This window comes from Flavobacterium glycines (assembly GCF_900100165.1).
In the GTDB taxonomy this organism is placed as follows: Bacteria; Bacteroidota; Bacteroidia; order Flavobacteriales; family Flavobacteriaceae; genus Flavobacterium; species Flavobacterium glycines.
Genome location: NZ_FNEO01000002.1, coordinates 251,950 through 275,449 on the forward strand (window position 1 = coordinate 251,950; position 23,500 = coordinate 275,449).

The following is a 23,500-nucleotide window of genomic DNA, read 5'->3' on the forward strand; positions in this document are numbered from 1 at the left end:
GCCTGAATAGTTCAATCGCTATAGGCTAAAATCTTTTTTACTTCAAACAGTCAACTTTATAACTCATAACCCATAACTCACAACTTATAATTAAAATTACAATCCTGTTGCTACAGTTTTCAATCCTCTTGCTCCAATTAAAGCATCACGTACTCCTAACTCACGGTATAAAGCAACCGGATTAAGAGCTGCACCAGCGCGTAAACGAGCCTCAGCTACTAATGCACGAACATCCGTACGGAAAGCATTTTGTAAAATTTCCTGAGCTTTAACTACGTCATTTTCATTTTGAGCAATTTCTAATGCTTTTCTGTCAACAGAAAGTGCCTGAGCATAAGCAATCATGATAGCCTCAACAGATTGTAATAAATCTTCCATTGGATCTTTTACGTTGTGAGAAGCATCAATCATCCAACCTAAATCAGTAGCGTGGTTCATTCCTCTTGCATCCATTCCTTCAACTAATTCATTGAAGATTAAGAATAATTGGTATGGTTTTAATGCACCTGCAGTTAAATCGTCATCTCCGTATTTAGAGTCGTTGAAGTGGAAACCTCCTAATTTATCTTCCATCAATAATAAAGAAACAATTTGCTCAATATTAGCATTTGGAAGGTGGTGACCTAAATCAACTAAAGTTTTAGCTTGTTCACCTAATTTTTTCACGTAAGAATACGATTGTCCCCAATCGGCAACTGTAGTTGAGTAAAAATTAGGCTCAGCACATTTGTACTCTAAGAATAATTTCCAGTTAGAAGGCAATGCTTCGTAAATTTCCTGTAAACTTTCTAAAGTGTTTTCGTAAGCTTTACGGAAGTTCAATTGTCCAGGGAAGCAAGATCCATCAGCTAACCATACAGTTAACGACTCAGAACCTAACTCAACACCTTGTTGGATTACGTCGATATTATGTTGAACCGCTTGTTTACGGATTGATTTGTTTACATTTTGTAATGAACCAAATTTATAAGAATAAGCACTATCAGCCTGATCCTGGAAAGTATTAGAGTTTACAGCGTCAAATTTCAAACCATGTTGAGCAGCTAAAGCTTTGATAGCATTACGGTCAGTTGGGATATCCCAAGGAATGTGTAATGAAATAGCTCCAGAAGCATTGTTCAAAGCGTGTAACAAACCTACATCTTCGATTTTTTCTTCTAAAGAACGAGGCTCACCACCACCCGGAAAACGTCCAAAACGAGTTCCTCCAGTTCCTAAAGCCCAAGACGGAATTGCGATTTGAAAATCGATTAATTTTTTAATGATGCTTTCAGTTTCTGCAATTTCAGAAGCTGTGAAAACTAATTTATTTTTATGAGCTGTATAAAGACCGTCATTATGAGCAGCTACTTTGTTAGAATCTAATATCATGATAATTATAATTTTTTAAGGTAAATAGAAAACTTCTTTGAGTGAAACACTCACCGGGGAATTATCCGGATTGGCATCCATAATATCGCCCATATATTTCCACCATTTTTGCATAACAGGATGCTGAGGCAGTGTGTCTAAACGACTTGGATCTTCAATTTTTAAAACACCAAAAAGGGCATGCGTATCTTCGTCAAAAAAAATAGAGTAATCTTCTACTCCTACGCTTTTTAACAAATCGGCTAATTCCGGCCATAATTCATCATGTCTTTTTTGATATTCCTGAACCTGACCTTCATGCAACTGCATTTTAAATGCTACTTTTTTCATATGCGGAAATTATTGTGGTAGACTCAAACAATTTTTGAAACCCTAAATTGTTATGAATAATTGTTTTAAAATAGAAGGAAAAAAAAATTAAAAATGCAGTAATCAGATTAAGAAAAATCTAACGCCCGAAACAAATCGGACGTTAGATAAATCAATCTAAAAACTAACATCTAAAACTATCTATAAAAGCCCATAGATACTCCACCGTCAACATTTAATGCATTTCCTGTTGATTTGCTTAACAAACCTCCAACAAAAGCGTAACATGCGTTAGCGATATCGTCCGGTAATATAATTTCATTTAATAAAGTACGCTTAGCGTAGTAAGCTGGTAATTCAGCAACTGTAATTCCGTAAGCTTTAGCACGTCCTTCAGCCCATCCGCCTGACCAAATGTTTGAATCAGAGATTACAGCATCCGGGTTAACTGTGTTCACACGGATTTTATCAGCTCCTAATTCAGCAGCCATCAAACGAGTCAAGTGAGCCTGAGCCGCTTTAGCAGATCCGTAACCAGGGTTGTTTGGTCCTGCAACAACTGCATTTTTAGATACGATGTTTACGATATCTCCACCAAATCCTTGTTTACGCATTACTTCGATTCCTGCTTTAGAAACAATAAATTGTCCTTTAACCAAGATATCGTATAATCTGTCCCACTCTTCTAATGAGTGCTCAGCGATTGATTTAGAAATACTGATACCTGCATTGTTAACTACGATATCAACTCCTCCAAATGCTAAACAAGCAGCATCTAAAGCTAAAGCTGTACTAGCATCATCAGTTACGTTTAATAAAGTACTAGAAACTGCATCTTTACCAAAAGATTTGATAAAATCAGCTGTTGCTCCTTGTAAACGCTCTTCATTGATATCATTGATTACGATACAAGCACCTTCTTCAGCAAATTTCTTAGCGATAGCCTTACCAATTCCTCCTGCAGAACCTGTAATCAAAGCGATTCTTCCAGATAAAGCTTTTGGTTTTGGCATACGTTGTAATTTAGCTTCTTCTAACAACCAGTACTCGATATCAAAAGCTTCCTGATGTGGCAATGAAGTATATTCAGAAACAGCTTCAGCACCTTTCATTACGTTTACAGCATTTGTATAATATTCAGATGCCAAACGAGCCATTGTTTTATCTTTTGCAAAAGTAAACATACCTACTCCTGGATATAAAATTACAACCGGGTTAGGATCACGCATTGCTGGTGAATTTGATTTTTTACAAGTATTATAGTAGTCAGTGTACATTTGACGGTAAGCTTCAAAAGCCGGAGTCAATTTAGCTTTGATAGCGTCAACGTCTGATAAATCTTCGTTTGGAGCTAATTCAATTACTAAAGGACTGATTTTAGTTCTCAAAAAGTGATCCGGACAAGAAGTTCCAAGAGGAGCTAATTTCTCTAAATCATTTGAGTTGATGAATTCTAAAACTCTTGCGTCATCCGTATAGTGACCAATCATTTTACGCTCAGAAGAACAGAAACCTCTCAAGATTGGAGCTAATTTAGCAGCTTGCAACTGACGCGCTTCAACCGGAAGACTTTCGATTTTTTGACCTCCAAATACCGGACGCGTTTTTCCGTAGTTAGACTCTAAATACTCAGCACATTTTTCAATTACTTCAAGAGTGTTGATATAACTTTCGTATGAAGTATCTCCCCAAGTAAACAAACCGTGAGATCCTAACATTACTCCTTTTAATTTTTTACCTTTTGCAGCAGCTTCTTCAAGGCAAGCACGCATTTGCAAACCTAAATCGAAGCCCGGACGTTGCCATCCAACCCATCCAATCTCTCCGTTGAATAATTCTTCAGTGATTTTTTTACCGTCTTTTGCAGCAGCAATAGCAATAGCTGCATCAGGGTGTAAGTGATCGATGTGAGCGAATGGTAAGAAACCGTGTAATGGCGTATCGATAGAAGGCGCTTTAGAAGCTAAATCAAAGATACAGTGGTTGAATAATTCTACCATTTCATCTTCAAATTCGATTCCTCTGTAAACGTTTTCTAAATTGCGTAATCTTTCTAAGTAAAGAGCAGCACAACCTGATTTTGTTAATGTTCCAATATCACCACCAGAACCTTTAATCCACATTACCTCAGTAGCAGCTCCAGTTAATGGATCTTTATCGGTAATTTTTACAGATGTGTTTCCTCCTCCATAGTTCGTTAATCTCAAATCTGCTCCTAATAAATTAGAGCGATAAATAAATAGTGCTACTTCATCTCCTGCTAATTCAGCAGCCTTAGCATCATCCCAAAGGTAACTTACGTGTTTAAAAGTCATTGCGTTTGTATTTGACATTGTTATATAAATTTAAAATTGTTGTTCTATTCCTTATAGTGAGTTTCCAAAACCAACCAAAACAATTGATAAAAACATTAAAGCAATTCCGAAGAAGAAAACCTTATAAGTCTTATCAGAAACTCCTTTCCATTCTTTTAAATAAAATCCCCAGAAATTAGCTGTCAAAATAATTGTTGACATGTGTAAAATCCAAGAACTTGCACCATTTCCTAATTTACTTTCTCCCATTCCGTAGAAGAAAAATTGTAAAAACCACATTGTTCCGGCAATACCTGAAAACAAAACATTTCTGGCAATTGGCGTATTTTTATTGGTATAATCTCCAAAAGTTTTATTTTTAAAATTAAGGTACATACACCATATAAAATTGGTTGTAAGACCTCCCCAAAGTAGTACTACATAAGTAACATTATTTTGAAACAAGAATTCACCCTGACCCGGATTTAATGCTTGCCAAGCCTCATTAGCTGTATCAGCCATTGGTTTTCCTGCTTCAATTCCGAAATTAAAGAACGAACTTAAAATCCCTGAAATAATTGCGATAATAAGACCTTTCACTAAATTAAAATCTTTATCCTTGTCTTCATGACCTACTGCAAAGTCTTTTTCTTTAAGCATCCCGGCTTTTCCTAGTAATACAATTCCTAAAATACAAACCAATACTCCTAACAAAACCAATTGTCCTCCTGAACTATTAACCATTTCCCCAAAAGAAACTTTCCCTTCAGTAGGATTAAAATTATAATAGATTGGTGGTACTAATGCCCCAAATGCTGAACAAAAACCTAACGTAATAGAGTTCCCTAAAGACATTCCTAAATAACGAACACCTAAACCATAAGTCAATCCTCCAATACCCCAAATCAATCCCATTGAATAAGTAACCGTTTTAATTGATGGCGCAGCTGCACTAATGATTTCAGTAAAATTTGGAATCGTTAAATAAGCTGCCAATGGCGGTACTATCAACCAAGAGAAAAATCCCCCTATAATCCAGTAGCTTTCCCAAGCCCAACCTTTTACCTTTTTAAAAGGCATATAAAAACTTCCGGAAGAAAAACCTCCAATTGAGTGAAAAAGAATACCAAGAATTGATTCCATAAATAAATTTGAGTTAAAGGTTAATTAATAGAGGTGTAAAATAAAAAAAAAGGAAAATTAAAACTGTCCTGTACAGTCCTTGTATTAACATTATTTATACTTTTTTTACACATTTATGACAGATTTAATACTAATTGTTAAAATTAAATATGAAAAATACTGCATATTTTAATACAAAACAGCAGAGCAATGAGAAAAATTTTAAAAGTAAATTACAATGATCCCCTGAGAATCAATTTAAAGGGGTTTTCGATATGTTCTTTGGAATTATTTAATACCAAATTAGCGGCTGTGATGCCCATTGTTTTAAAATCGGTAGAAATTGTGGTGAGTCCGCTCATGATATAATTCTTAAGAGGCGTTTCATTATAAGAAATCAAACCTACCTGTTTTCCAAGTGTTAGATTTAAACTTATAATTTTATCTAAGATTTTAACCAAATCCTCTTCCATCAAATTAATATAGACTTCGCCTTCGCTTACCTGCTCTTCATCAAGATTATGAACTATTTTAAAGTTAAAGGCATAGTTGTAGCAAAAATTCTCAAAGCCTTTTACGATTTCTTTAGAGAAATAACTATTGACCGGAAAAATTAGTTTTAAAGTATGGTATTTGCTTAACGGCTCCAAAGCCTCAGTCAAGGCATTGTAAATATCCTGTTCAAAATTTTCATAAACCGCAGCATAATCCCCTGTGATGTCTTTTATTTTTTTACCAACTAAAACGAGTTTCTCTTTTGGAAGCTCTTCAATCAGCAATCGGTAGGCATCTGATTTTTCAATAAAATGGGGAATGATTACATAATGGGTATAATCTGTTTTTTGTTGTTTCAGCAATTTTTTAAACAAAGCATAATCGTTATTGTAAATATAAAAATCAATCGCTGCTTTATCTCCCAAAGTTTCAACAAAGGCATCATAAATGAGTTTTTTGTGCGCACTCAACTTATTGAACATTAAAAATATTTTAATATCCTGCGAAACATCAGTATTGGCAATGAAATACCCCTTGCCATGAAAGGCTTCTAAAATCCCCATTTTTCTAAGGGTATTATAGCCTTTTTCGATAGTAACTCTCGAAATTTCGTATTGAAAACTAAGTTCATTGATAGAAGGCATAGCATCGCCTTTTTTCAACACACCCTGTTTAATTGCATTCAATATGGCATTAACCAATTGTTGGTACTTCGGCGTTGCTGAAAATTCGTCAATAGTAAGACTATCTATCTTAGAAGTTTTTTTCATTAATTTTATAACTGAAATTAAAAAACAGACTCCAAATATAGTAATTTAAAAAAAACTCTAATCCATAAATTGAGTGACTAAATCAGTACTTCCTTTTTAACCATTCTTCCGGAACCGGAATAATACAGATATTCATGCTCTTGTTATCTTCGCTCAGCATAGCTGACTGGATTTCGATTTTAGTTCCGTCAGGACTCATAGTAGGATGCGGATGGTCTGAAGCTGTGACTTTATGACCAGTAGAAAGCAATAGCATCTCATGGGTATGGCGATCGATTAAATAAACACTTCGTGAAAAATCATCCCCTACTGCCCATCGGCCATCCGGTGAACCGCTTACATGCCATAAGCCACTTCCTTTTTCGGTTTGTCCTTCTATTCTCATTTCCCTTGTACGCAAATTCACGATAGCCAGTCCCGTAGGTTTTTCTCTGGTTCCCGAAACTCCCCAGGCAGCTTCCTGACCGGGATTAGCTCCGCCAACAGCTGTGCCTGTAGTATCAGAACCCTGAATTTTTCGGTGTCCCATAATTGCCATAGCCACTTCATCTTTACTAATTACCGCTTCGTGGGTTACCCATTCGTATTCCGATTCAGGATATAACGGACGAAGACCGGTTCCGTCACTCATAACTGTCCAGGTGCGTTGCGGAGATTTCCCTCCCGTTTCCCAGCAAAAAACAATTTCGCCCGGCATCCACGGATTGGTTTGTATATGTCCTATCTGAAAAGGAACCGATACCACATATTTAATTTCACCTGTATGTACATTCATCGCAGCAATTCCGGATGGACCTGCTCCCATATTTCTGGGACCGTAATTTTTTTCCAATTTTGTATCAGCAGGCAAATGCCTTGCAGCCTCTTCTTTTCCTACTCTAAAATAAGCCCAGTTTTCATCACCATCTAAAGCCAAATCACCACCGGCTCCCATTTTAGGGTCAGTTGATCCGCAAACCCGCTGGTAGTAGGCTGCTTTTTTCAATTTTCCATTCTTACTATCAGCAAATAATTTCGCTAAATCTACTTCAACAATCTGCATCGATATTGGCATGGTTTTCAAATTTTTATCATTTTGCTTTGCAATACTATCGAGCGGTTTTCGCATAAAAAAAAGTTTCATGCTATTGCGTGCCACATTTAGCATTCCTACATAACCACCCTGTGTCACCTGAACCATTTCTCCGGTTTTTTCATGTACAGCCATGGCTTCGCCCTTTGCCCTATTGGAACGAAAAATAAGCCACTCCCCATCAGATGTCCACTGATTGTGCGTTTGATAAATTTTAGAATCCCCCATTTCCGTACTGGTCAAAAATGTTAACATTGTACCGGTAACAGGATCCTTTACCACTTTCCGTTCAGAAGGAAATCGTTTGCCAATTTGTGCATTTGCATCAGCTATTAAAAATAAAAGACTACTTAAAACGCTAATAATAGTATGCTGTTTCATAATATGGGATTATTAATAACTTTTGTTTTTTACTTGCTTTACTTTCCTGTCTTTTAATGGTGCGCTATCTTTTACAGACAAATCACTTACATTATGCATTATTAAAGATGCGGCATTAGTCCCTTTTGCTGTAGTTACATTTCGCAGCTTTATTCCTTTTACATCGTTTACCATCATAGCAGGACGGGTTTCATCCCCCAACAGATAAAGATTAATATTATTTAATTCTATATTTTTAGCATGGCGAATAAAGAATCCATAGGCAGGAATTATTCCGAATTTCTGTGGTTCAGGATATCCTTTTTCGAATTCAGGAACTTCTTGTTGAATACTTTCTTTGGATACAGAATCAAGTGGGCGATACCAAATACTGATATTACTCAAACGCACATCTTCAATATCATGACCGGGAATACCACTAATTAAAGTCGTAAAACGTGAATCGGCATTATACACATTAATATTACTGATGTTGATTCGTCTCAAAGCGCCTATTGGTGTGCCTTCAGGTGCGCGCATCCGACCTCCAAGACGTAAAAAAATGGGCGAATTGATTATATCCCGCATAGTAATATTACTGATAGTCACATCTTCCAATATGCCACCATCAACGGTTTCTAATGCTAAACCGCGGCAATATTCAAAGATACAATTACTAATAGCAATATTTTTAAAACCACCATTCGATTCTGTACCCAATTTAATACGCCCTGTTGGTCCTTCTTTATCAGGCACCAAATTGGCTTCATTGCGCAGATAAGTTCCATTATAAAAAGTTCCACGATCAAAACCGCTTACACTACAATTGGTAATCGTTACATTTTCTGTTGATCGGGCAAAACCCAATGCAAAGGAACTTTTTAGGCAAATACCATCGTCCCAAGGAGAATTAACGCTACAGTTAGAAATACGAACGTTTTTACAACAATCTATATCCATACCATCTCGATTGGTATCTATCTTCAGATTATCAATAGTTAAATTATCAACTCCCGTGGCCAGTATCCCAAAATGACCGCCATACAATATTGTAAAATCTTTCAGTGTCACGTTACGGCAAAGCTTCAAAGCGATGGCTTTATTTCCAATTGGCGCTTTAAAAGGTGCATTCCTGGACAATCCTTTTCCATGAATTATTCCCGGACCGAGAATCGAAATATCTTCCAAATTCTCACCCCATATTAAACTGTTGTGCCAATGACTGTGTCCAAAATCCTGAAAAGTGTCGTTAGCAGCCGTTTCTGGAGCATCATAACCCACGTCACCGGATGGTGTTGCGGCCAAAATAACCGCTCCCTGATCTAAATAAAGTGAAATATGACTTTGCAGCCGAATTGAAAAACTAAGATAGGTCCCCGCAGGAAAATAAACAGTACCACCACCTGCTTTTGCCGCTGCAGCTATAGTATTATTAATAGCCTCTGAATCTAATGTAACATTATCACCTTTTGCGCCAAAAGCTTTAACATTAAAAACAGTTTCCTGTGCTGCATGAATACTACTTAAACTTAAGAATAAAAAACACAAACAAAGATGGTACTTAGACAAAAATGTTTTAATAAAGCCAATGCTTTTTTTCATACTATTAACAAAATTTATTGATAATTCTATGCAATTTACAAATTCAATATAAATAGTCATCCTGTGGCATCCTGTTTAAAAAACTATTGACATAAAAAAACCGGTAAACTCTTTTGTTTACCGGTTTTAAGATTAACTAAATGAAATAAATTACTTAACAGGATTAATTCCTTTGTGAGTAGGAACAACTTGTTTAATTGTTCCGTCAGCATTGAATTCCAGTTTATCGATACAAACTTCGCGATGGAAACCGGCTGCATCGCCCATACTTATTCCGGTAGGGTAAGAAAAACGATGGTAAACAAGATACCATTCATCTTTTTTAGGCACTTTCACAACCGAATTATGTCCTGTTGCATAGATTTCTTCTGCTTTATTTCCCTGAATAACAATGTTATCTTTTGGCATTTCCAGTGGTCCAACAGGCGATTTAGAAATGGCATATCTCACTTTGTAATTCGGACTTCTGGTATCGTCTTCACTCCAGAAAAAATAGTACAAACCGTTTCTGTAAATCACATAAGTCCCTTCACGGAAACTCTCATTTACTTTGATGATTTTAGTAGTTCCCGGTTTTAAAGAAACCATATCCGGATTTAACTCAGCAACTCCCATATACATATTTCCCCAATACAAATAACTTTTACCCGTTTTTGGATCGGTAAAAACGTCCGGATCAATTTCCTGACCGTCTTTTATGCCTTCCGGTCTGCCGGCTACAATTGGTTTTCCACTGTCTTTAAAAGGACCTGTAGGATTATCCGCAACCGCAACACCTACTTTTTGTGCTCCCGTATAATAATAGAAATATTGGTATTTTCCTTTTATTTTTTTCTCTACAATACAAGGCGCCCAGGCGTTTCTTCCTGCCCAAGGGACATCTTTCTTAAGGTCTAAAATAGTTCCTTCGGCTTTCCAATCAACTAAATTATCAGACGAAAAAGCTTTGAAATAATAACCGCCCCAACCATCAAATCCGTCGCTTGTTGGGTAGATATAATATTTGCCTGTTTTCTCAGCGTACAAAACTTCAGGATCAGCATGATAACCTTCTAAAACCGGATTGTTATTGATTTGAAGATAAGCTGCCGGCTTTCCCCATTTAGCAATTAATCGTTTTAATTCAGCACGGGTAATTGGCAAAATTGTTCCGTGACGCGGATGAAAATCCATTGAAATTTCGCTGTCAATCACCGTGAAATTCTCTAAATCTTTCGTTTTCGTAAACTGATATTTACCTTTCATGTACATATCATACATCAGAATATATTCGTCAGAATGATTTAGTTTGAAGACACTGGAACCTTCAACACCTTCTTTAGTCTGTTGCAAATAATTATTATTTTCTGTCCAGTTTCCGGATGTTAAATCAGTGGTTGTTGCCACTTTAATCCCCGGTGTATTGGTTTCGGTTTTATAAAAAAGATGGTAAACGCCGTCTTTTTCGATAATATCTCCGTCAATACAGGCATTTCCTGATTTAGGAACAAACAATAATTTTGGCGCACTTTCTAAAGCCGTAAAATCTTTATTAGCGTAAGCATAATATATTTTATCCGGACCACCAGCGTGTTGCATACTGAAATAAATCATGTACTTCCCAGCTTTAGCATCATAAATAGTTTGAGGAGCCCAAACACGTTTTAAGTTTTCGTTTCCAGAAAAAGTAGTTTGGATATTCACCACACTGCTTTTCCAGTTTACCAAATCGGTGCTTTTTAATAACACCATCGCACGATTGCTATCCCAACCTTTAGAAGAAGTCATATCGGTTAAAACCATGTAAAATGTTTTACCATCGGCTCCACGTAAAATATGCGGATCACGAACACCTCCTGTTTCACTGATAATTTTACTATCTATTACGGATTTGTTATCATTCAAATGATAATAATGATAACCATCTGCACTAATAGCGAAACGCACGGCTTCTTCTTCAACAGAATTCCCAGTGAAATACACAAACAGATAGGCGGTTAAATCTTTTTCGGCAAGTACAGGCGGAACCCCGCTTTTATTTTGAGCTTGCAAAAATTGAAACAGCATTAAAAATAATGCTAGACTAAAACATACTTTTTTCACTATTTTTTACTTTTTAATTTATACAAAACCGAAGCATGTGCATTTAAGGTTACTGTAACTTCGTCTTTAACCGCTCCTAATTTTTCGCCTGTCCACATATTTGTAACCTCAGCATTTTTGATACCCAAATCAGCTAAACGTACTGCTACTTTTTCAGAAAATTTATCTGAAATATTGAACAATGCTAAGTAGATACTTCCGTCTTTTGGATTTTTAGAAGTAACAGCTACTTTTCCGTCTTTTTGAAAAAGTTGCTTTACATTAGTTCCTTCACGGTGCATTTTTAAAACTTCAGCATTCGTCAATAACGATAAGGTAAAAGGATCGTTACTTGGCATATCTCCACCAAAAAACAACGGTGATTTGAAGATGTTAAAGAAAGTCATTAAAGTATATTGCTCATCTTTTGTTAAACGAGACATACGGTCTTTGCCGCGTTCTCCTCTTAACGAAATTCTTCCTAACGGAATCATATCACAATCAGGCCATGTTCCCGGAGCAATATGCGGATACCATTTTTGAGCAACGTCCATTAAATGGGTAATGTGTGGCCAGGTATCCCAAACATCGTCCACCATACGCCACATATTAGCGTGTGAACCTACGTGAGCAGCAGCCGAAATTGGTGTTTCGCCAGGTGAAGTACTCAAAACTATTTTACGACCACATTTATCAATAGCTTTTCTAATCAGGTTGATTTCTCCTTCGTGATATGGTCTTGATAAATCGTCAATTTTGATAAAATCTACTCCCCATTGTGCGTATAATTCGAACAAAGAATCATAATATTCCTGAGCTCCCGGTTTATCAGCAAGAATAGTATAATTGTCTTTCAACCATTCGCATTGTAATTCAGTTGTATAAATTTGGTCGGCTGTAATTCCGTTTGCTCCTTTGATAGGGAGTTTTTCTTCCACGGCTTTTTTAGGAATACCGCGCATAATATGGATTCCAAATTTCAATCCTTTACTATGAATATAATCCGCTAATGGTTTGAATCCCTGTCCGTCTTTTGCAGAAGGAAAACGGTTCAATGCCGGTAAATATCTCCCGTATTTATCCATTACATAACGTGGATCTTTTTGATTATAGCCTCCCGCTTTATCATTTTCCACAAACCATCTGATATCTACTACGATGTACTCCCAACCTGATTTTTTTAAATTTTTGACCATATAATCAGCATTGGCTTTCACTTCATGTTCTTCAACTGTTGAGCCGTAACAATCCCAGCTATTCCATCCCATTGGCGGGGTTTGGGCCCATTGTTTGAATTCATCCTTCTTGAACGCTGTTTTTTGAGCATTGGAAGCAACCGATACCAAAACAACACCAAGTGTCAGAGCAATTTTATTCTTTAATTTCATTTTTTGGTTTTTATATGTGTTAATATTACACTTCAAAGATAACGAAGTTTTTTTATTATAAAAATTAACCTGTCTACTAAAAAAGTAAACAGGCTAATTCTCTAAAAAACAATATTTTATTTCTTTCTTTTATACTAAGAAAATAACTTATTTTACATTGATAGTAACCTCAACAGCTTTTAACCAAGGGCTTGAAAATTGAACTTTAATTGGTTCATTTTTGCCATTTGACTGAATATAAGCTAAAATATGTCCGTTAAAAGCACGTTGCGCATTATCAGTATAATCAGTCATATCCGAATTATTTCCGGCTTCCAATCCTAATAAAGTTGCAGCACCACTAACGATTGTACAAGTAATTTCGTTATCAGAAACCATTACCGGAACGCCATTCTCATCCACTAACTGTAACATGATTTCGGCTACTCCTTTGTCTTTATTGATCACTTTATCAGCAGTTTTTACAACAATAGCCTGAGGTTGTTTTGAAGAAGTAATCGCATAACGGCTTACTTCTTTGTTATTCTTATCCAATCCTACTGCTTCCAGTTTTCCGGATTGAAACGGAATATCCCATGAAATAATTCCCACTTCAGAATCATAGTTTTTCACTTCACCCACCACTTTTCCGTCTAGTTCCAAACGCGCTTTAGCAGCATTAGTATAACAAACTACTTTTACTTTTTGACCTTCGTTGTAATTCCATAATGGCCATGCATCCATTGAAAGGTCTTTTTTGTTTGGATTATTTGAAAGATAAGTTCCAATATAAATCATTGGTTTCTCTGACCAAAGTGACTGACGGAAATAACCTCTAGGTTTAATCTGTCCTGCAAAATCAACTAATCCTGAATAGAATCCTCTTGACGGCCATCTTCCTGATTCTCCTAAATAATCAATTCCTGTCCACAAGAATTGTCCAAAAATATGCTCGTTATTTTTTACCGCTAACCAGGCATCATAATCATGACGGTTTTCACTACCAAAGATTACTCTTTTTGGATATTTTTTATGATCAGACTGGTATTTGCTTTCAGTATAATTGTATCCTGTAATATCCAAAGCTCCCGGATATTCGGTTTCATTAGACATAGCCACTCCGGCTAAACCTGCCGTTGTAGGACGGGATTTATCGTATTTTTTTACAGCTGCAACCAAACGTTTTGCAATTGCACCTAAACGCATTGCATCCGGAGCATCTTTTTTATAACCTCCATAAGCAGCTTGAGAGAATCCTGTATCACCACCACCAGCCAATACCGGGTGCGAATACGGATCATTAGGATAATCTACTTCGTTACCAATACTCCAGGCAAAAACAGAAAGATGATTTCGGTCACGACGCACAAAATCTTCCAAATCTTTCTCTGCCCAATCAGCAAAAATATCAAAAGAACCTTCAAATCCTGGTGTCCCCTGATTCCATCCTTCTAACCATTTGCGTTTTGGAAATTCCCATTCGTCATAAGCTTCGTTTAAAACTAACAATCCTAATTGGTCACACAATTCATAAAAATCAGGTGCCTGAGGATTATGACTGGTACGCACAGCGTTTACTCCAATTTCTTTTAAAGTTTTCAATCTTCCTTCTAAAACTTCGCGAGGAACTGCCGAACCTAAAACTCCCGCATCATGGTGCAAACAAACTCCTTTTATTTTCATCCATTTGCCATTTAAAGCAAATCCTTTATTTGCATCGAATGTAAAATTGCGGAAACCTGTTTGAGTTGTAGAATGATCGATAACTTTACCGTCTTTTAAAACAGTCGTTTTCAATTGGTACAAATTAGGATTTTCTAAATCCCATAACTTAGGATTATTCACTTTTATTTTCGCAGCAATTTTCCCTGACTGATTAGCAGCAATTGCTACAGTATTAGAACTTTTGGCTACTGTTTTTCCATCATTTGCAATTAACTCGTTAACAACAGTCAAATTTGATTTTTCTGCTGAACCATTTTCAACATCTACTTCAACGTTCAACGTTCCTGTGTTTTTATTCACTTCAGGATAAGCATACACACCCCATTGTGCAATATGCACCGGATTAGCATAGACTACCCAAACATTTCTATAAATTCCTGAACCGGTGTACCAACGGGAATCGGCACTCTTACTATGATCTACTCGAACTGCTATTGTATTTTTTTCTCCGTATTTAATATAAGGAGTGGCGTCATAAGCAAAAGAAATGTATCCGTTAGGACGTTTTCCTAAAGAATGTCCGTTAACGAAAACTTCACTTCGGTTATACACACCTTCAAAATACAGGAATACTTTTTCTCCTTTTTTGGCAGATGGAACATCCATTGTTTTTCTGTACCAGGCAATTCCTCCCGGTAAAAATCCTGTAGCACTGGCAAGAGTAGGACTCAACTGTCCTTTAATACTCCAGTCATGAGGAACAGCAACAGTTTGCCACTTGCTGTCATTAAAAGAATTATCCTGAAAGTCTTTATTGTCCTGCAGAATAAATTTCCATTGTTCATTAATTTTTTGAGAATCTCCAAATCCTATTTGACTAAATGCAGATGTGCAAGAGCAAACCAGAAATGACAGAAAGATTTTTTTTGTTGTTAACATAAATTATATTTTTTAATAAATAAGAGAGTCCTATACCATTCTGAATTTCTATAAAGACAGCTTAAAAAAGCAAAGAAATGATTAAAGCTTAATAATCATGAGGGGTAAATTGGTAAAATAAGTACTATAAAATTACCCAAAATTATCTTTTTTCAATTTTATAGTACCAAATCTTATTTATAAACACCTACATAAGTGACTACTGCTCTGGCCGGAATTTCAAAATTAGTAGCTGTTACATCAGTTCCTTTTTTCAAACTTTTCAATTCAGAAGTTACATACGGAGTCAATGTATTGTTCACCAATGTACCTCCTGCAAGATTTAAATTGTATGTTCTTGCCGAACTACTGAAATTAACCGCAACGATAACCAGTTTTTTATTTACTTCGTCTTTGTAAGCGGTAACCATAACATCAGTAGTAGCCGTTGCATTATCTAAATTAGGAATTTGAACCCTTTGCATTCCCTGTTTTACAAAGAAAGAAAAATTTCCAAAAGCCCAAAGAATTTTCGAATCCCTAACATAACCATCGTATTTACAATAATTAGCATCTCCGGCACCTTTTGTAATTCCGTCATCAACGTGAACCAATCCGTCTTTGTAATCTCCACGACTTACAGCAGTCCACCATTGCCATGAAGTTACACCACCAATTGAAATATCGGTACTGATAATACGAGCAACCCAAAGTGCTGTTTGCATTCCTAAATCCCTTCCCGGACCGGCACCTCCCGGTAATTCGGCTGTACCAGGACTCTCAAGAATAGAATATTCCGAAGCCCAAACACTCAAGCCCGGAACAGTATTAGCTCTGGCAGCAACAGCTTGTCTTGACGAAATTAATGTGCTTATTGGCCATGCCTGCCAGTAACTGTGTCCTGAAATTGTCTTTTTAACATTCGTTAATCCGGCAATATTTTTAGTCGAATTAACACCAAAGAAATAATCAATTTGATTCGAACGATTTTCTTTTCCGCTTACTGTTTTATACAAAGGTTCGAAAGCACCTGCTTCTCCAACAACAATTTGTGAACTCAATCCCTTTGCCTGTAATTTTGGAGCCAAAGTATTTACAAAACTGTAAATATTAGCATTTGAAGCCGGAGAACCTTCCTGTCCAGAACCATCCCATTCGTATTGCGGTTCGTTAAACGGACTTACATAATCAATTGTTAAGTTATGAACTGATTTTAATTTATCAATAGCATTCACCCAGAAATCAGCCAATTCAGGCATTTTTCCATCTTTTAAATTATAAAAAGTACTGATGCTGGCATGTGCTTTTCCGTTTTGAGTTAAATAAACAGGTGCACTATTTGTAAAAGCCAATAACTTATCTACTCCACGCTGTTTAGCGGCTTTCATAAACCAAACCTGACCTGCCTGCTTGTTCATGTCGTAAATTACTCCATCAGTAGTAAAACACTCCGTACGTCTCCATTCATCAGTTATATCACTTGCATCACCTTGCTCAGTACTTCCAGCACCAAGATTAAAACGCCATAATGACAAACCGATTCCTTTAGGGTTTCCATCGGCATCTACTTCTCTGCTGAATAACAAATCGGCAATAGCATTTTTCTTTTCTGAAGGCCAGTTTTTACCAATATTATTACACTGCCAGGCATCAGATGCTCCAAAACTCTCCATCGTTTGCAGATTCGCATCCAAATTGATTTTTAATTCTCTTGTCGTTTCAACAACTGGTTCTGAATTTTCATTGTTGTCCGACGAACAGCTAATGAATGCTGTACTCATTGAAAATAAGCCTGCAAACAGCAGGCTTACTTTGTATTTTTTTATCAAATTCATATTAATAATTTGGATTTTGTTTAATTATTCCTCCACTCAAATCGATTTCCAATTGTGGTATCGGCCAAACTAAATGCTTCGTAGGATCAAAATTGATTCCTTTATCCTGAGCTTCTTTAGTATTGGTAGTTTCGTAAGGATCAGTCGAACTCAGATTGTATTTTACAAAAGTTCCGTTAGCTCCCATCAAAGATTCGATAACCGGTTTTCCTGTACTTGGATCTTTTTCTCTTCGAATATCAAACAAACGCAATCCTTCAAAAGCCAATTCTAAACGACGCTCTTTGTAAATTTTTCTCAAAAGATTTGGACCTGCCATTCCTACTACCGGATCAAGACTTACGCGGGCTCTCACCACATTGATATCTCTCATAGCGCCATCGGCATCATTTAAATGGTAATTTGCTTCGGCTCTTGTAAGATACATTTCGGCCAAACGAATCAATGGCACATTCAATGGTAAGTGTCCGTCTTTTTTATCTAAAGCTCTACGGGTAGCAATTGGAATATAATATTTACGACAAATACGTCCTGATTTATTATCGTTCAAACTGAATTTGTGTGTTGGATTCAACACTTCATCGCCATAAGCCGCTTCTCCCCATTTAGTGATAGTACTTCTGCGACGAATTACATCACCTTCAGAAATATAAGCGTTTTCCAAATCACTTGTAGGCATACACCATCCCCAACCATCGAGTACATCCGCTGCATCATTACTTGGGAAATATTTTTTATCTTCCCCTCTGGCGCCTGACAAAGTAGGTAATGCACATCCTAAACTCTTATCCTGAACACTTGAAGACTGCGCCTCAAGAATAGACTCCACTCCATTATGATTGTTAACATCCCAAATATTTAAGAAGTTTGGTTCTAATGAAAAAGGTCCTTCGGTAATTACTTTGTTAGCATACAATTTCGCTTCAGCCCATTTTTCCTGGAACAAAGAAACACGAGCCAATAAAGCATAAGCTGCCCATTTATTGATTCTTCCGTTTCTGTAAACTTCAATCGTCTCTAATTTTTCAGCTGATGCTTTAAGATCAGCTTCAATTTGAGCATATACTTCTGTAGCGGTACTACGTGCTAATTTCAAATCGCTGGTCCCAAGAACTGAAGTATACAATGGCACACCTCCGTAATTGTTTACTAATTCATAGTAGCAATAAGCTCGTACAAATAAAGATTCACCAACGTATTGATTTCTTTGAGACTCGCTAATTGGAGCTAAAGCCATTCTTGCCAAACCTATATTACAAGACTGAATGGTATAGAAATGCGCAGTGTACATGCTGTTCATATCTCCCATATTATCAGGAGTAATAAAATATTGTGAACTAGGTCGGTGAGCTCCGCTGTCCTGACCGGTATTCCCCATCCAGGCATCATCGGTAGCCATTTCGTTAGTTACTCTTGGTGCAATTAAAGTCCACCAATCATTTGGCAATAACAATCTATGCGTTAACTCATTTACATAATTCTCACACTCCTGTGCTGTTTGGAAATAATTTTCTAAGGTTTGAGTTCCTCTTGCATCTTTTTCAATAAAGTCGCTACAGGAAACTGCAACGGCAGCAAAAGTTAATATTGATACTAGTATTTTTTTCATATTCGTTTATTATTAAAATGCTACATTAAGCCCCATCAAAATGGTTGGTTGAACCGGATAATTCCATCCTCCGAAACCAGAACCCAAAACACCTCCGCCTACTTCAGGATCTACACCTGAATATTTAGTCCATGTCCATAAATTTTGACCTGATAATGAAATTCTCAATTTGTCAAATCCAAATTTGTTATAAAGAGAATAACCTAACTGAAGGTTTTTCATGCGCACAAAAGAACCATCTTCTACATATAAAGAAGAGAATTTTGTGAAGTTCTCGTTGTTGTCATCTTTAGAAAGTCTAGGAATATAATTAGAAGTTCCTTCACCATGCCAAGCCATTTGGTCTAATCCGCTTACTTTGTTTGTTAAACTTGCTCCGTTGTATAAGTCAGAGATATTTTGGTTTACCAAATCATTTCCAATGCTTGAATAGAAGTTAGCCACCAAATCAAAGTTTTTGTAAGCAAAATTCAAATTCAAACCAACATTATAATCAGCCCAAGGAGAACCAATTTTTGTACGGTCTTTATCGTCTAATTTTCCATCACCGTTTACATCCTTGAAACGAACATCACCTACCTGAGCATAAGGCTGCATTTTAGTTCCGTGCTCATCAGTATGAGAATTTAATTCTGTTTGATTTTGGAACAAACCATCAGCTACATATCCGTAGAAATATCCCGGCTCTTCACCCTGAACAGTTAAAGTTCTGTTACTTGAACCGTAAAGCTTTTCTCCATCAGTAGATAAAGAAACCATTTTAACATTCACAGTTGTAAAAGTCAAATCGGCACCATAAGAGAAATCACCTTTTTTATCTTTGTATGACAAAAGCAAATCGATTCCGTTAGAACGCATCGAACCAACGTTAGTCCAAATTGTTGCATAAGAAGGGAAACCACTATAAGTAGGGAACTGTTTTACAAACAACATGTCTTTTGTTGTTTTTTGGTAATATTCTAAAGTCCCTGAAATTTTGTTTTTCCAAAGTCCAAAATCAAGTCCAAAGTTGATATCTTCTACAATTTCCCAACGAATGTCTTTGTTAGCCATAGTGGAAGGATAAGAAGTATCGACAACATTACCATCAATAACATAATATCCTTGTCCAATATTAGACTGATAAACTGAAGATGGTAAATTTTGATTACCTACTCTACCCCAACCTGCTCTGAAAGTTAAATTGTTAACTAGCGAACTGGCATTCGCCATGAAATCTTCATTCGAAATTCTCCATGAAGCCGATGCAGCCGGGAAATTAGCCCATTTATTTTCAGCCATAAATTTAGAAGAACCATCACGTCTAAACGAAGCTGTTAAATAATATTTACTATCGAAATTATAAGACAAACGTGAAATATAAGACATCAAAGAACTTGACCAAGATGTTCCGCTACTATTACGGTTTTTAGTTGCTGCACTCACTTCTCTCATCGATTCTGAATTATTAGGTACACCTTCTCCGTAGCCCCAAACATCTGATGAATCATAATTCTCCATAGTCACACCGCCCATCAAACTTACATTGTGCTTCTCGGCAAATTTTCTGGAATATGTTGCTGTAGATTGCCATGTCCAATCCACATTAGTAGTTGCTTTTCTTTCTACACTATTGATTTCGGCTTTTTCGTGAGCCGCATCAATTACGAAATCCGGACTGAATTTATTCCAAACTTTGTTTCCAAATTCAACAGATCCCTGAGTTCTAATAATCAAACCTTTAATAGGCTCATATTGCAAATAAGCATTCGAATTCAAATTATACAAATCAGTATAATCATCATATCTTTTCACAGCTGCTATAGGATTCCAAACATAAGAAGGAGAACGTGCATAAATACTGTATTCATTTTCGGTTCCGTTTAATTGGTCAGCCGGTTTATAGATTGGTGTAATCGGGTCAATCTTAACAAAATCGGCCCAGTTGCTTGGAGAACCCCAGGTTTCATAACGAGGATTCAAAGTTACACCTGCCGAAAATTTATCGGTGAATTTAAAATCGTTGGCAATTCTGGCTGTAACTCTTTTCCATCCGCCAATATCATAAAATGAATCAGAGTTGTAATAGTTTAAACTAATAGCATAAGTATTTTTCTCAGAACCACCACTAACACCAATAGAAGCATTAGTTACCGAAGAAGTTCTATCGATTCCTGCTCCCCACCAATCGGTAGTTTTTCCTCTGTATTGTTCAGGATTAGGTAAATACTCTGAATAACCTGAATTTGTATAAGCCGTATTTAAGATAGTTGCATAATTTTCTGCATTAGCCATATCATAAGGCTTATTCATAATTTGGTAACCGGTACTCATGTCAACCGTGAATTTAGTTTTCCCGGCTTTTCCTTTTTTGGTAGTAATCAAAATAACCCCATTAGATGCACGAGAACCATAAATAGCACTTGCCGAAGCATCTTTAAGTACATCCATCGATTCGATTTCGTTATTACTAAGGAAATTGATACTCGTTCCCATCGGGATTCCGTCAACTACATAAAGAGGATCAGTACTTAAGTTTACTGTAGAAATTCCACGGATAAGAACTCTTGGTTGTGCTCCGGGACCACCGGCTCCGGTAATTTGAACCCCTGCCACTTTTCCTTGCAATGATTCGGTAACATTACCTACTGTCATTGTTTGAAGTTCTTTTCCTTTTACAGAAGCAATCGAACTGGTAACATCTTTCTTTTTCACCGTAGCGTAACCTACCACTACAACCTCGTCCAGAGTTTGATTGTTATCACTCAAAACTACATCAACAACAGTTCTTTGGTCAACTTTAATTGTTTGGGTTACAAAACCCATAAAAGAAAATTCAAGTTGGGCTTCTTTATTAGGAACTACAATAACATATTTCCCATCAAAATCAGTTGAAACCGAAGTTTGTGTTCCTTTTACAAAAACGTTTACTCCGGGAATAGGCACCGCTGATTTATCCTTAACAGTTCCTTTAACTGTTATTTGTGCAAAGGTTGCCGCACTACATAAAACAGCAATTAACAACCCTATAAATTTATATTTCATATCAAGATAATTTTTAATTAATGTTATAATCTATAACAAACTATTTTTTAGTGATAAAAGCTCTTTCTAACTCAGTATCCAAAATCACTTTATAAACTCCTGCAGCAGCTGAATATGCGCCATTTCCATTTTCTCCTGGTGACATGGTAGCAATTCCATTTTTAATCAATCTCCATTGTGGATTCCACCACTGACCTGTGAAAGTAATTTTCACACTTGATCCTGTAAGCGTAACCTCTCCAACTAATTGATATGGATTATCCGGATTATTGACTAAATGTAATCCTGTTTGAACCCAGGCATTCCAGGTATCCCAGTTGGAGTCTTTAACACCTTCACCACAAACACTAACAAAAGGTTTTCTCAATGCTTCAGTATCATTCCATACACCATTTGCTACATCTGCCCAAACTTTAGATGTTGGTGTGTATTTAGTGACAGTGTATGCCAATGTGCTTGGATTAACTTTTATTTTATAATAGCCTTTAGTAGGCAAAACAATAGGAGATGCTGTAACATTATCAACTAAATTTCCTGAACCATTTAATCCGAAACAATGTGGGGCAAAATCAGCTTCCTGACCTAAGAAATAAATTTCTTTATTATTACTATCTGCATAATATTTGAATTCAAAATCCTGTCCCGTTTTTTCGTGGAAATACATTGGCACTCCTGCAGCATCGGTAGTAAGATTAGTTCCTTTAGGCTGGTCACATAAATAAATTGCAGGATACTCATTGGTTGCAACCACATTAATATTTAAAGTTCCTGTATTTGGAATCTTAAACTTATCTCTTGCGGTAATGCTTAAAACATAAGATGCAGCCGTTACAGGTAATGTATAGGTTTTATTGAATGTATACGATTGAGGAGCTCCTGTTAACTGAACTGTTTCGTCAATTCCCAAAGCAGCACATTTTACCTGAACATAATCAATTCCTGAATCGTCGTTTACAACAAAATTTACCGGTAATTGATTGCTTGAAGACAATAAAACCACAGCTCCCTCTTTTGGTGTAATCATGTTAATAGCCGGAGTACTGAATTCACCATCTAAACGTAAATTAATATTTTGATCAACAGAATTCCCTGAAACATCCGTTATAGTTAATTTGATTACAAAAGCTTCTGAAACACCTCTGTCAGCAGGAACTTCAAAAAAGTAACTTAAATTGTAAGATGTCAATAAAGGATCGGTAGCAAAATTGATTACTTTATCTAAATCTAATTCCGGAATTTGAATTCTTACATTCTTTAAACCTAAATCATCTGCCAAAGTGGCTTTAATCTCAAACTTTCTGTTTGGGGCTCCATATATTTCAGTGGTTGAAACGGCAACCGTTGGATTATCCGAAGAAGGAAAATCGGCTTCATCATTTTGACATCCTGTAAAAAGAATGGTAAAAAATGTAAGCAAAAATAAAAACGAGAGTTTTTTCATATAGCTTTAGTTTTTTTAAGTTGGTTTTAAACAACTTCGTTTGGTTTTAATGGTAATTTGTATTCTTTGTTTTTAACTTAATCCTGCAAATTCTCATTGCGTCTTTATACTTTTCACAAGCTTAATTTTAATTTGTTGGGTTAATAAATTGTATGTAGTAGTTTGATTTTTTTATGATAATTTAA

General features: G+C 36.3%; 14 protein-coding genes. All 14 read right to left on the bottom strand.

Features of this window, described 5'->3' with window-relative positions:
* Positions 1 to 96: 96 nt before the first annotated feature.
* The 14 genes from BLR17_RS09485 to BLR17_RS09550 all read right to left on the bottom strand — a co-directional run bounded on the left by BLR17_RS09485 (position 97) and on the right by BLR17_RS09550 (position 23,315).
* On the bottom strand, positions 97 to 1,371 hold the full coding sequence (locus BLR17_RS09485; protein WP_066329692.1) for a sugar isomerase: 1,275 nt from the start codon (positions 1,369 to 1,371) through the stop codon (positions 97 to 99).
* A 15-nt stretch (positions 1,372 to 1,386) separates the two neighbouring features.
* Positions 1,387 to 1,701, bottom strand: a complete 315-nt coding sequence (gene rhaM, locus BLR17_RS09490; protein ID WP_066329691.1) for an L-rhamnose mutarotase — start codon at positions 1,699 to 1,701, stop codon at positions 1,387 to 1,389.
* A 176-nt stretch (positions 1,702 to 1,877) separates the two neighbouring features.
* Positions 1,878 to 4,013: a bifunctional aldolase/short-chain dehydrogenase gene (locus tag BLR17_RS09495; protein ID WP_066329690.1), complete on the bottom strand. Its 2,136-nt coding sequence runs from the start codon at positions 4,011 to 4,013 to the stop codon at positions 1,878 to 1,880.
* 33 nt (positions 4,014 to 4,046) lie between these two features.
* Entirely contained in the window at positions 4,047 to 5,117 is a 1,071-nt protein-coding gene (gene rhaT, locus BLR17_RS09500) for an L-rhamnose/proton symporter RhaT (RefSeq protein WP_066329689.1), read from the bottom strand.
* Positions 5,118 to 5,329: 212 nt separating this feature from the next.
* A complete protein-coding gene (locus tag BLR17_RS09505) occupies positions 5,330 to 6,361 on the bottom strand; it encodes a GntR family transcriptional regulator (RefSeq protein WP_066329688.1) in 1,032 nt (343 codons plus the stop codon).
* Between the two features lie 82 nt (positions 6,362 to 6,443).
* A complete protein-coding gene (locus tag BLR17_RS09510; RefSeq protein ID WP_066329687.1) occupies positions 6,444 to 7,814 on the bottom strand; it encodes a TolB-like translocation protein in 1,371 nt (456 codons plus the stop codon).
* Between the two features lie 12 nt (positions 7,815 to 7,826).
* A complete protein-coding gene (locus BLR17_RS09515; RefSeq protein WP_083189576.1) occupies positions 7,827 to 9,395 on the bottom strand; it encodes a rhamnogalacturonidase in 1,569 nt (522 codons plus the stop codon).
* 150 nt (positions 9,396 to 9,545) lie between these two features.
* Positions 9,546 to 11,441 (bottom strand): glycoside hydrolase family 43 protein, encoded by a 1,896-nt coding sequence (locus tag BLR17_RS09520; protein ID WP_169817176.1) that lies wholly within the window; start codon positions 11,439 to 11,441, stop codon positions 9,546 to 9,548.
* A gap of 35 nt (positions 11,442 to 11,476) precedes the next feature.
* Complete coding sequence (locus tag BLR17_RS09525) at positions 11,477 to 12,844, bottom strand: glycoside hydrolase family 27 protein (RefSeq protein ID WP_074517175.1); 1,368 nt, start codon at positions 12,842 to 12,844, stop codon at positions 11,477 to 11,479.
* 147 nt (positions 12,845 to 12,991) lie between these two features.
* Positions 12,992 to 15,427 (bottom strand): glycoside hydrolase family 2 TIM barrel-domain containing protein, encoded by a 2,436-nt coding sequence (locus BLR17_RS09530; RefSeq protein ID WP_066329683.1) that lies wholly within the window; start codon positions 15,425 to 15,427, stop codon positions 12,992 to 12,994.
* A gap of 173 nt (positions 15,428 to 15,600) precedes the next feature.
* Positions 15,601 to 17,241, bottom strand: a complete 1,641-nt coding sequence (locus BLR17_RS09535; RefSeq protein ID WP_066329681.1) for a glycoside hydrolase — start codon at positions 17,239 to 17,241, stop codon at positions 15,601 to 15,603.
* Position 17,242: 1 nt separating this feature from the next.
* Positions 17,243 to 18,850: a RagB/SusD family nutrient uptake outer membrane protein gene (locus tag BLR17_RS09540; protein ID WP_066329680.1), complete on the bottom strand. Its 1,608-nt coding sequence runs from the start codon at positions 18,848 to 18,850 to the stop codon at positions 17,243 to 17,245.
* Positions 18,851 to 18,862: 12 nt separating this feature from the next.
* Positions 18,863 to 21,874, bottom strand: a complete 3,012-nt coding sequence (locus BLR17_RS09545; protein ID WP_066329679.1) for a SusC/RagA family TonB-linked outer membrane protein — start codon at positions 21,872 to 21,874, stop codon at positions 18,863 to 18,865.
* A 40-nt stretch (positions 21,875 to 21,914) separates the two neighbouring features.
* Positions 21,915 to 23,315, bottom strand: coding sequence for a cadherin repeat domain-containing protein (locus tag BLR17_RS09550; protein WP_066329677.1), 1,401 nt, complete (start codon positions 23,313 to 23,315; stop codon positions 21,915 to 21,917).
* Positions 23,316 to 23,500: the final 185 nt, after the last annotated feature.